The sequence below is a fragment of the Fluviicoccus sp. genome (assembly GCF_030646115.1).
Lineage (GTDB): Bacteria > Pseudomonadota > Gammaproteobacteria > Pseudomonadales > Moraxellaceae > Fluviicoccus.
The window spans coordinates 1-11,343 of sequence record NZ_JAUSMX010000024.1 but is presented as its reverse complement, the minus strand read 5'-3'; the positions used below and the strand labels follow the sequence as shown (position 1 = coordinate 11,343).

Below are 11,343 nucleotides of genomic sequence, written 5' to 3'. Positions count from 1 at the left end.
GGCCAAGCGCATCTCCGAAGCACTGGGCACCGCCACTGAACTGCGGGCGCAGCGCAACTACGCCGGGCACCGACTGGCCCCTTGGTTGGGGCACTTGATGGTCTCGCGCCAGGAGACGGCGCGCCCCTTGCTGACACCGGGTGAGGTCATGCAGTTGCCACCCGATGAAGAAATCGTGATGGTGTCGGGGCATGCGCCCATCAAGGCAGCAAAGCTGCGCTACTACCAGGACCGGAATTTCATGGGTCGAATGCTGGCACCGCCTGTGCTGGCGCTGGACGGCTATGCAGACAAACCCACGATGCGGCCAGACGACTGGAGTGGATTGGCGATACCCGCCATGTCTGAGGCCTTGACCGCAAGCCAGTCGGGTGGTTTTGCAGATGAAGGTGGCCACCAGCTCAAGCCGGAATTGGACCTTGCGTTGGATTCCCAGCCTTTGATGGACATTGACGACCTGCTGGTGCTCGATGACGAGGACGACTTGCCGCTGCAACTACAGAGCTTGAAACGGGATAAGCGGGACATTGGTGAGACGGACCAAAGAATGCAGCGCAATGCGCGGCTCGCAGCCTTGGATCCAGATGACGGGATTGCGCTATGACTCGGACTCGCCTCAACATCTTCATCGAGCCCGATCACGCGAAGCGGCTAGACCAGCTTGCCGCGCACAAGGGTGTGTCGAAGTCGGCGGTGATCGCGGCGGCCCTGGCTTCGTTCCTTTCGCCGGATGCGGCCGACCAGCGCGAGGCGGCCATGGGCAAACGGCTGGACCGCCTCTCGCGCCAGTTTGACCGGCTGGAGCGTGATCAGTCGATCCTGATCGAAACGTTGGCACTTTACATCCGCTATTTTTTGACGGTCTCGCTACCCGTGACCGACGGCCAACAGGATGCGGCTCGTGCGCAGGGTCGTGCCCGATATGCCCAATTCATCGAACAACTCGCTCGCCACATTCAGCGTGGGCGAAGCCTGGTCCGCGAAGTCCATGAAGAGGTCACTCCAGATGACCCGACTTCGCAGGCCACCACACCGGAACACAAGGAAGGGGAGATAACCAATGATTCGAAAGCCTGACAAGGACGGGGAGGACGGTGGCAGCGCCGCCGTCTCCCTGGAGCGTCGCATTCGCATGCTGCGCACGGCCATGGGGCCGGAGATTGCAGCGGCACTGGAAGACCCGGAAGTCGTGGAAGTGCTGCTGAACCCGGACGGCACCCTGTGGCTGGATCGGCTGGGCTCGGGGCGTGCCCCGACCGGCACCACGCTACCACCGGCCGTGGCCGAGCGCATCATCCGCCTGGTGGCGGCGCATGTGCGGGCCGAGGTGAATGCCGGAACGCCGATTCTGTCGGCCGAGCTGCCCGAGACAGGGGAGCGTTTCCTGGGGGTGTTGCCGCCGGTGGTACGCGCGCCCTCATTTGCGATCCGCAAGCGGGCGCTGCGCATCATGACGCTGAACCACTACGTGGCTGATGGCATTCTGACCGAGGCGCAGGCCGGGTTTCTGCGTGCTGCCGTGCGCGAGCGACTCAACATCGTTGTATGTGGTGGCACCAGCACCGGCAAGACCACGCTGGCGAATGCGCTGCTGGACGAGATTGCCGATACCGGGGACCGGGTCATGATTCTCGAAGACACGGTGGAGTTGCAATGCCGCTCCGATGACCATGTCTGCATGCGCACCGAGCCGGGCGTCAGCACCATGGCTGACCTGGTACGGGCCACGCTGCGGCTTCGGCCCGACCGTGTGGTGGTCGGCGAAGTGCGGGGCGGCGAAGCGCTGGACCTGATCAAGATCTGGGGTACCGGCCATCCGGGCGGTATTGCCACCGTGCATGCGGGTTCTGCCCACGGTGCCCTGGTCCGGCTGGAGCAACTGATCCAGGAAGTCTCCGTCACCGTTCCCCGTGCACTGATTGCCGAGGCGGTCAACGTCATCGTCTTCATCGCCGGGCGTGGCCGGCATCGGCGCGTGCAGGAGATTGCACGGGTCATCGGCTTCGATAGCCATGGCTACCTGCTCAGTACTGACCTGATGCCATCGTTTCCTTCCATTTCACCCGCCACCAACTTACCAACCACCGGAGAACCGTCATGACGACTTCACGCATTTCCGTAAAAGCAGTCTTTCAGGCCGCCGCCATTGGCGCGCTATTGCTGGCAGTTAGCTTGCCTGCCTTTGCGGCCGGATCGAACATGCCGTGGGAAGCCCCGCTGCAGTCCATCCTCGAATCGGTTCAGGGACCAGTGGCGCGCATCGTGGCGGTGATCATCATCATTACCACCGGTCTGACGCTGGCCTTTGGTGACAGCAGCGGCGGCTTTCGGAAACTGGTGCAGATTGTGTTCGGGCTGTCGATTGCATTTGCTGCATCGTCGTTCTTCCTGACCTTCTTCAGCTTCTCGGGTGGGGCGGTGCTGGCATGAACGCTGCCAGTGCCACCATGGCCAACGCGCCGGGCTTCGCCAGTGGTTTCGAGATTCCGCTGCACCGGTCACTGACCGAACCTATCCTGCTGGGTGGCGCGCCGCGTACCGTGGCGATTGCCAACGGCACGCTGGCCGCTGCTGTTGGACTGGGCTTGCAGCTTTGGCTGCCGGGGATTGCACTGTGGATCATCGGCCATTCGCTGGCGGTCTGGGGTGCCCGCCTGGATCCGCAATTCATGCAGGTCTTCGCGCGGCACATCAAGCACCGTGTGCTGCTGGACGTGTGAGGCAAGCCGTGGAGAACACAGCATGATGCACCTTGCCGAATACCGCAAACGCCCGGCCTTGCTGGCCGACTGGCTGCCCTGGGCCGGGCTGGTCGCACCGGGTGTCGTGCTGAACAAGGATGGCTCGTTCCAGCGCACGGCCCGGTTTCGGGGACCGGACCTGGACAGTGCGACGCAGGGCGAGCTGGTTGCGACCTCCGCGCGGCTCAATAACGCTTTGCGTCGGCTGGGGTCGGGCTGGGCGCTGTTTGTCGAGGCTGAGCGCCGCGAAGCGGCGGACTATCCCGAGTCCTCTTTCCTGGAGCCGCTGTCCTGGCTGGTCGATGAGGAGCGCCGGGCCGCGTTTGAGGAGGCGGACAGCCACTTCGAGAGCAGCTACCACCTGACACTGTTGTACTTGCCACCGGAAGAGTCCCAGGCGCGTGCCGCCAAACTGCTGTACGAGAACACCAAGGTCGAAGGCGTGGATTGGCGCGAGCGCCTGGAAGGTTTCGTATCGGAAACGGAACGCTTCTTTGGTCTGCTCGAAGGGGTGATGCCGGAGATCAGCTGGCTGGACGACGGTCAGACCTTGACCTACCTGCACGGCTGCGTATCCACGCGCCGGCATCCGGTGGCCGTGCCCGAGGTGCCTATGCACCTGGATGCGCTATTTGCCGACGAGCCTTTGAGCGGCGGGCTTGCCCCCATGTTGGGAAATCAGCACCTGCGTGTGTTATCGGTGCGAGGCTTTCCGACCTCGACCTGGCCCGGTCTGTTGGATGACCTGAACCGGTTGGGCTTTGCCTACCGCTGGAGCACGCGTTTCCTGTGCCTGGACAAGGCCGAAGCCGAGCGTGAGCTGGTACGCCTGCGTCGCCAATGGTTTTCCAAGCGCAAGAACATCGTCGCGTTGCTGCGCGAAACCATCTTCCAGCACGAAAGCCCACTGGTGGATTCCGATGCGTCGAACAAGGCGAGCGATGCCGATGCTGCCTTGCAGGAACTGGGCAGTGACCAGGTGTCGTTCGGCTATGTCACAGCGACCGTGACGGTACTGGATGCGGATGCCACGGCTGTTGATGAGAAGTTGCGCGCGTTGGAGCGGACCATCCAGGGCCGGGGCTTCGTGACGATCGCCGAGACCTTGAACGCGGTGGATGCCTGGCTGTCTTCCATTCCGGGACATGCCTACGCCAATGTGCGCCAACCCATTGTTTCAACCTTGAACCTGGCCCACATGATGCCGGTATCCGCCGTGTGGGCCGGGCAGGAGCGCAACGCGCACCTGGACGGGCCACCGCTGATCGTGACGCGCACCGATGGCGCAACCCCGTTCCGACTGGTCACGCACATTGGCGACGTGGGCAATACCCTGGTGGTTGGTCCCATTGGCATGGGAAAGTCGGTGTTGTTGGCCACCTTGGCCATGCAGTTCCGTCGCTATGCCGGTTCACGCATCCTGGCCTTCGACATGGGGCGCTCCATCCGCGCGACCATCCTTGGGCTGGGTGGCGAGCATTACGACCTGGGTTTTGATGGAGAAGCGGACAACACCATCGCCTTCCAGCCGCTGGCGCGCATTGACCAGGATGGCTACCGCGCCTGGGCGGCGGAATGGATCGCAGGGCGCTTGATTCATGAGGGCGTCCTCGTTGGTCCGGCTGAGAAGGATGCGGTCTGGTCGGCCTTGAACAGCCTGGCCAGTGCGCCGGTCAATCAGCGCACCATGACCGGTTTGTCGGTGCTGCTGCAGTCCAACGCCTTGCGCCAGGCCTTGCAACCCTACGTTCTGGGGGGTGCCCACGGAAAGTTGCTGGATGCGGATTCGGACCGATTGGGTTCCGCCGACGTGCAGGGCTTCGAGATGGAAGAGCTGATGCACAGCAAGGCAGCGATGCTGGCGGTGCTGGGCTACCTGTTCGCGCGTTTCGAAGAACGTTTCGACGGGGCACCGACGCTGTTGATTCTGGATGAAGCCTGGTTGTTCCTGGACGACCCGGTGTTTGCATCCCGTATCCGTCAGTGGTTGAAGACCTTGCGCAAGAAGAATGTGTCGGTGATCTTCGCCACCCAGTCGCTGGCGGACATCAAGGACTCGGCAATAGCCCCGGCCATCATTGAGAGTTGTGCGAGCCGCATCTTCCTGCCGAATCCGCAGGCGACCGAGCCGCAGATTCGTGTCATCTACGAAGGCTTTGGACTCAACAGCCGACAGATCGACATCGTCGCGCAGGCGCAGCCCAAACGGGATTACTACTACCAGTCGCGCCTGGGCAACCGGGTCTATGACCTGGGGCTCGGGCCGGTGGCCCTGGCGTTTGCCGCTGCTGCCAAGCCCGAGGACCAGCGCGCCATGGATGCGGTGTTGGCGTCCGTCCCGCCAGCGGACTTTGCAGCTGCCTGGCTGAGGCATCGCGGCCTTGACTGGGCTGCGGATCTGATCCCGTCGTTTCCGTCCCCTTCCTCAACCACGCAGGAGAAATCGCCATGAACCGCAAATCTTTCCTCAAGCCCCGCATGGCTGCCCTGGCTGTCGCCAGCGCGCTCGCCCTCGGCATCGCGCCGCCGGCACACGCGCTTTTTGGCGTTGGCGACATCGTGATCGATCCGACGAATCTGGTGCAGAACATCATGACGGCCGCCAATACCCTGGAGCAGATCAACAACCAGATCCGGCAGTTGCAGAACGAGGCGCAAATGCTGATGAATCAGGCGAAGAACCTGACGGGTTTGAACTTCAGCGCGCTGGCCCAACTGCGCGCGGCCTTGGCGGCGACGAACCAGTTGATCCAGCAGGCGCAGGGCCTGGCTTTCAACGTGTCGCAGATGGAAGCTGAATTTACCCGGCTTTACCCGAATGCATATTCCGCGTCCACTTCCGGCAGCCAGATGGCACTGGATGCGCGCCAGCGCTGGCGCAACACGCTGGAGGCACTGCGTACCGCCACCAAGGTGCAGTCGCAGGCGGTGCAGAACTTTGCAGCCGACGAGCAAACCTTGACGGACCTGGTGAACCGCAGCCAGTCCGCCGTCGGTGCCTTGCAGGCTATGCAGGCAACCAACCAGTTACTGGCCTTGCAGTCGCGCCAAACCATCCAGGCGCAGCAGCTACAGATTACGCAGGACCGGGCTACCGCCTTGGAGCAGGCGCGGCAGGTGGCGGTGCAGGAACGTGCGCGCGAGGTGCGGCGGCGGTTTCAGGGGGAGGGCACGCCTTACACCCCGTACACGGTCAACTTCTACAGCAACTGAGGGGGATCAGCATGAAACAGCTTCTGATGGTTGTGTTGGCGTTGTCGATATCGTTGCTCGCGGGCTGCGGCAAGTCGGTGCCTACCGATACGGTTGAGTCTCTGGTGGCGAACCCCGAACGTCTGAAGGAGCTTCGCGCCAAGTGCAAGGCTGATCACGCCAAGGTGGGGAATACCGTTTGTGCTGCGGTGTCCGAGGCCACGCGGCGGCGCTTCATGGGCGGCGGCAAGTCGCCGTATGCGAACGATCCCGTGCCGACGCCGGCACCTCCGGCCAGAGCTAAGAGTCAACCGTCATGAACGATTTGTCGGTCATCGACCGTTTTTTGGATGTCTTCTCGCGCTACATCGATTCCGGTTTTGGCCTGCTGCATGGTGAGGTGGCGTTCCTGACCGCCACGCTGGTCGGGATCGACATGACGCTGGCAGGCTTGTTCTGGGCCATGGGCCATGCCAGCGGGAATGGCGACGACGTGATAGCCAAGCTGGTCAAGAAGGTGCTGTACGTCGGGGCCTTCGCCTTCATCATCGGCAACTTCAACAACCTGGCGGGGATTGTGTTCCGTTCGTTTGCGGGACTTGGGCTGGTGGCATCTGGTTCCAGCATGACGCAGGCGCAGTTGCTGCAGCCGGGGCGGCTGGCGCAAGCCGGTGTGGATGCGGGGCGGCCCATCATGGCGCAGATCAGCGATCTGACGGGTTTTCCGGAGGTGTTCGCCAACCTGGACGTCATCAGCGTGCTGTTCCTGGCCTGGCTGGTGGTGATCGTGAGCTTCTTCGTGCTGGCGGTTCAGCTGTTCGTGACGCTGATCGAGTTCAAGCTGACGACGCTGGCGGGTTTTGTGCTGGTGCCGTTTGCCTTGTGGAACAAGACCGCCTTTCTGGCTGAGCGGGTGCTGGGTAACGTGGTGTCGTCCGGGATCAAGGTGCTGGTATTGGCCGTGATTGTCGGTATTGGTTCTGGTTTGTTTGCGGAGTTTCAGACGCCACCGGGGACGGAACCGTCGATTGACCATGCGCTGGTCATCATGCTGGCTTCGCTGACGCTGCTGGGGTTGGGTATTTTTGGTCCCGGCATCGCGACCGGGCTGGTATCGGGTGCGCCGCAGTTGGGTGCGGGTGCGGCGGCAGGAACCGCGCTGGGTGTTGCGGGACTGGCCGTGGCCGGTGGTGCGGCGATTGCCTCAGGCGGTGCCGCTATAGCCGCTGGTGCGCGGATGGTGCCGGGGGCGGCACGCGCGGCCATTGGCGGGGGTGCCAGCGCCGCCCGCTCGGCGAGCACGATGGCCAGCGGCGCAAAGTCTGCCTACCAGGCGGGTGCTGCGGCATCCGGCGGTGGCGGTGCGCGCGCCGCAGGTGCAGGTCTTGCCAACGTGGCGAAGAGTGGTGCGAGTGCGGTTGGCCAGCGTGTCGCGGCTGGGGCCAAGGCCGTCAAGGACCACGTCGCATCGGCGGTTGCCGGCGAGGCCGAACCGGCTTCAGCCGCAGGTGCCACAACGGGTGCCAACGCAACGACATCCGACACGCCGCCTCCTGCACCTGCTTGGGCGAAACGACTGCAACGCAACCAGCGTCTTTCACATGGTGTTTCTACTGCTGCCCACACCCTGCGCTCCGGTGACCACGGCGGCGGCGGCGCCAGTCCGAGCCTGCGCGACGACTCCAACCATTGAGGAGATCACTTCATGTTATTCAAACGACCCCAGGTGCGTTACTCGGATACGCCCGAGCCCGTTACCCCGTACCAGGCTGCTGCGCAAGTCTGGGACAACCGCATCGGCAGCGCCCGCGTTCAGGCCAAGAACTGGCGGCTGATGGCCTTTGGTTGCTTGAGCCTGGCTTTGCTGATGGCTGGTGGACTGGTCTGGCGATCCGCACAGTCCATCGTGACACCGTATGTCGTGGAGGTGGACAGCGCGGGCCAAGTGCGTGCCGTTGGTGAAGCCGCCACGCCGTACAAACCGAATGACGCGCAGATTGCCTATCACCTGGCGCGTTTTCTCACCGACGTTCGTTCGCTGTCGATCGATCCCATCGTGGTGCGACAGAACTGGCTCGAAGCCTATGAGTACACCACGGACAAGGGTGCGGCCACGCTGAACGACTATGCGCGTGCCAATGATCCGTTTGCCCGCATCGGACAGAACTCTGTTTCGGTGGAGGTCACGAGCGTTGTGCGGGCCAGTGATTCGTCGTTCCAGATGCGCTGGATCGAGCGCAACTATGCGAATGGCGCGCCTTCTGGCACCGAGCGCTGGACGGCGGTGGTGTCGGTGGTGCTGCAGCCGCCACGCACCGAAGAGCGCTTGCGCCGCAATCCACTGGGCATTTATGTCAACGGCCTGTCCTGGAGCCGTGAACTCGAAGTGACACAAGGAGTAAAACCATGAAGACACGAATCCGTATTTACGCTTTGCCGTTGGTGATGGTCGCCACCCTGTCGACCATCACCGGTTGCGCCACACACGGCAAGCCGCCGCCCACCATCACATTGGATGAGCCTGTTGCCGCACAGCTGCTGCCGGACACACCCAAGCCCATCGAGGTGGTGACGCTCTCTGAGCCGTTGCCACTGCCGGCACAGTTGAAGCCGCTATCGGCAGAAGCGGAGACCAAGTTCGCACCCGAATCCATTGACGAAAGGGTTCGCGTCGCACGCGCCAATTTGGAGGCACGTGTGGCACCCAGCCGGGAGGGCTACGTCAATGCCATCCAGGTGTGGCCGTATGCCGATGGCGCGCTGTACCAGGTCTACACGAGTCCGGGCCGGGTGACGGTTGTCGCGCTGCAAGAGGGCGAGGAGCTGGTGACGGTCTCGGCGGGTGACACAGTGCGCTGGGTTGTTGGGGACACGGCCAGTGGCTCAGGTGCCAGCTTGCGCGTGACCGTTCTCGTGAAACCCACCCGTACCGGCCTGAAGACCAATCTGGTCATCACCACGAACCGGCGCATGTACCTGCTGGAGCTGTCTTCGACGCCCCAGGCCTGGATGGCGTCGGTGTCCTGGGACTACCCAAAGGACAGAATGCTGGCCTTGCAGAAGCAGGCGCAGCAGGCTCAAGCGGCCACGCTGGTAGATTCCGGCCTGTCGCTGGAGCAGATCAGTTTTCGCTATGCCATCACGGGTGATAGTCCGCCGTGGAAGCCGCTGCGGGCCTTTGATGACGGGCAACGGGTGTACATCCAGTTTCCTGGCGGCATTGCGCAGGGAGAGTTGCCGCCACTGTTCGTGATTGGGCCGCAGGGTGATGGGCAGTTGGTGAACTACCGTTTTCGTTCGCCGTACTACGTGGTGGATCGGCTGTTCGGTGCCGCTGAGTTGCGACTGGGGGCAGACAAGGCTCAGGTGGTGCGCATCGAGCGTACCGATGGGGTCGCCAGCACGGCACGGAGGAACTGAGCATGGGTACGCCCGTTACACCACAGGCTGACACGCCGGTGCCCCCAAAGGTCGATCCGGACACCATGACCTTGCGTGCGCCGCCGCGTCCGGTGGTGCGGCTGAACCGGCGCATGCTGGCGTTCGGTGCCGGTACGCTGGCCGCCGTCGTGCTCGGAGGTACCTTGTGGTCGTTGCAATCGCACAAGCGTGAGCGTAACCCGGCCACCGAGTTGTACAACGTGGATCGCGTCTCGCGGGCCGAGAGTCTGGACCAGCTACCCAAGGACTATTCGAAGATGCCGGTTGCAGTCAAACCTGCAATCCCTGTGTTGGGCGAGCCGTTGCCGGGTGATTTGGGGCCGGCCATCCTCAGCGCAGAACGCCAGCGCCAGGTGAATGTATCGGCGGCGTACAACGATCCAGCGCATGCGGATCGTTTGACGCAGTTACGTGATGCGGAGGAGGCGGCACGCTCTGCGGTGTTCTTTAGGAGCAGTGGCAATGGCTCCAAGTCACCGGCCGCTGGGACCACAACTTCGGCGGCCAGTCCGTCCTTACCGGTGTCGGGCAACCAGCCATTCAATCCGATGGGACCGGCGACCGCTACTGCGCAACCGGCCGACCCGACCGCTGCGCAGAACCGGCAGGAACAAAAGGAAGCCTTTGTTGCAAATGCGGGTGACTCGGCTACGCGCAATCTGGCCAGCTTGCAGATGCCGGTCTCGCCCTATCAGGTGATGGCAGGGACTGTCATTCCGGCAGCGCTGGTGACAGGCATCAACTCTGACTTGCCGGGGCAGGTTATTGCCAATGTGACCGAGGCGGTCTACGACACGGCCACGGGACGCTATCTGTTGATCCCGCAAGGCTCGCGCTTGATTGGGCGTTATGACAGCCAGGTGGCTTTCGGGCAGCGGCGGGTGTTGCTGGTGTGGAGACGGTTGATTCTGCCGGATACGTCATCGATTGCGCTGGACCGGCTGCCGGGCATTGATCCCGCCGGCTATGCCGGGCTGGAGGATGGTGTTGATTGGCACTGGGACCGGATTCTTGCGGATGCGGCGCTGTCCACGCTGTTGGGCGTGGGGGCTGAGCTGGCGGCGCCGGACCGCAGCGGGAGCGACGGTAAAGTGGTCGTTGCTGTGCGTCAGGGTGCGCAGGATACGGTGAACCAGGTTGGTCAGGAGATTACGAAGCGGAACATGAGCATTCAGCCGACGCTGACGATTCGGCCTGGGTTTCCGATGCGGGTGATGGTGAGCAAGGATTTGATCCTGCGGCCGTACCAGCCACTGTTTTTTGTGAGAGGGTCTTCGCAATGACTATGGACGCCAGCACTCTGCGCCTTGGCCCACTGCCACGCACCGAATTCGTGAAGCTGACCATTGCGGTCCCGGTTGATGTCAAGACCTCACTTGATCGGTATGCAGTTCTGCATAGTCAACTGCATGGTGAAAAGGTTGATGCCACAGCATTGATACCGCACATGTTGGCAGCGTTCATTGAACGCGACCGCGGATTCAAGTCCCTGACTTCGAAAAATCTGAAGTCAAGTCGCCCGGTGCCATAAGGTCAGAGGTACCCGGTCAGGATTCATCTGCGAAATGTCAAACCTTTTTGATCTGAAAATTGGGGATCTACCTCACGTACTCCAGCTCCCGTTGAAAGTGCCCTCACTCGGCACCGGTGTCCGGGGCAGGCTTCTGATGCGCAAAAACCATTGCGCGGAAATGATTGCCTAGTACATGACCATTCCGCTGTGATAGCGGTGCAATCTGCTGCGATAATATGCACTTGTGGGCCGTTAGCTCAGTTGGTTAGAGCAGAGGACTCATCGAAATGGTGACCCTGGCGTGAGAACGCCAGTGGAAAACTGGGTGAATTCAGGGAAACCGTCGGCTTCGTATGAAGTATCACGGCAATCCTGAGCCAAGCCCGCCGAAGGCAGGTCGAAAGATCGGTAGGCGGGAAGGTGCAGAGACTAGGGTGTGAGGAGCCAATCCGATAA

Annotated in this window: 13 protein-coding genes; all 13 read left to right on the top strand. The window is 62.4% G+C overall.

Annotated elements, in window-relative coordinates; all coding sequences use genetic code 11:
* A partial coding sequence (locus tag Q7T36_RS15705) for a type IV secretory system conjugative DNA transfer family protein (RefSeq protein WP_304850775.1) occupies nucleotides 1–604 on the top strand: 604 nt, incomplete at its 5' end.
* Nucleotides 601–1,077, top strand: coding sequence for a CopG family transcriptional regulator (locus Q7T36_RS15700; protein ID WP_304850773.1), 477 nt, complete (start codon nucleotides 601–603; stop codon nucleotides 1,075–1,077). The genes Q7T36_RS15705 and Q7T36_RS15700, both read left to right, overlap by 4 nt.
* 55 nt (nucleotides 1,078–1,132) lie before the next feature.
* On the top strand, nucleotides 1,133–2,101 hold the full coding sequence (trbB, locus tag Q7T36_RS15695) for a P-type conjugative transfer ATPase TrbB (protein WP_304850782.1): 969 nt from the start codon (nucleotides 1,133–1,135) through the stop codon (nucleotides 2,099–2,101).
* Nucleotides 2,098–2,430 carry a TrbC/VirB2 family protein gene (locus tag Q7T36_RS15690; protein WP_304850770.1) on the top strand — a complete coding sequence of 111 codons (333 nt, stop codon included), beginning with the start codon at nucleotides 2,098–2,100 and terminating at the stop codon, nucleotides 2,428–2,430. Before trbB ends, Q7T36_RS15690 begins: the two co-directional genes overlap by 4 nt.
* 17 nt (nucleotides 2,431–2,447) lie before the next feature.
* Nucleotides 2,448–2,720 (top strand): VirB3 family type IV secretion system protein, encoded by a 273-nt coding sequence (locus Q7T36_RS15685; protein ID WP_304850780.1) that lies wholly within the window; start codon nucleotides 2,448–2,450, stop codon nucleotides 2,718–2,720.
* Between the two features lie 22 nt (nucleotides 2,721–2,742).
* On the top strand, nucleotides 2,743–5,193 hold the full coding sequence (trbE, locus tag Q7T36_RS15680; protein ID WP_304850768.1) for a conjugal transfer protein TrbE: 2,451 nt from the start codon (nucleotides 2,743–2,745) through the stop codon (nucleotides 5,191–5,193).
* Nucleotides 5,190–5,954 (top strand): P-type conjugative transfer protein TrbJ, encoded by a 765-nt coding sequence (trbJ, locus tag Q7T36_RS15675; protein ID WP_304850765.1) that lies wholly within the window; start codon nucleotides 5,190–5,192, stop codon nucleotides 5,952–5,954. Before trbE ends, trbJ begins: the two co-directional genes overlap by 4 nt.
* An 11-nt stretch (nucleotides 5,955–5,965) precedes the next feature.
* Entirely contained in the window at nucleotides 5,966–6,253 is a 288-nt protein-coding gene (locus tag Q7T36_RS15670; RefSeq protein ID WP_304850762.1) for an EexN family lipoprotein, read from the top strand.
* A complete protein-coding gene (gene trbL / locus Q7T36_RS15665; RefSeq protein ID WP_304850759.1) occupies nucleotides 6,250–7,626 on the top strand; it encodes a P-type conjugative transfer protein TrbL in 1,377 nt (458 codons plus the stop codon). The genes Q7T36_RS15670 and trbL overlap by 4 nt, the downstream gene beginning before the upstream one ends.
* A 12-nt stretch (nucleotides 7,627–7,638) precedes the next feature.
* Entirely contained in the window at nucleotides 7,639–8,343 is a 705-nt protein-coding gene (trbF, locus tag Q7T36_RS15660) for a conjugal transfer protein TrbF (protein WP_304850756.1), read from the top strand.
* Nucleotides 8,340–9,353, top strand: a complete 1,014-nt coding sequence (gene trbG, locus Q7T36_RS15655; protein ID WP_304850753.1) for a P-type conjugative transfer protein TrbG — start codon at nucleotides 8,340–8,342, stop codon at nucleotides 9,351–9,353. Before trbF ends, trbG begins: the two co-directional genes overlap by 4 nt.
* 2 nt (nucleotides 9,354–9,355) lie before the next feature.
* Nucleotides 9,356–10,657, top strand: a complete 1,302-nt coding sequence (locus tag Q7T36_RS15650) for a TrbI/VirB10 family protein (RefSeq protein ID WP_304850750.1) — start codon at nucleotides 9,356–9,358, stop codon at nucleotides 10,655–10,657.
* Nucleotides 10,658–10,659: 2 nt separating this feature from the next.
* On the top strand, nucleotides 10,660–10,905 hold the full coding sequence (locus tag Q7T36_RS15645; RefSeq protein WP_304850777.1) for a DUF2274 domain-containing protein: 246 nt from the start codon (nucleotides 10,660–10,662) through the stop codon (nucleotides 10,903–10,905).
* The last annotated feature ends 438 nt before the right edge of the window (nucleotides 10,906–11,343 follow it).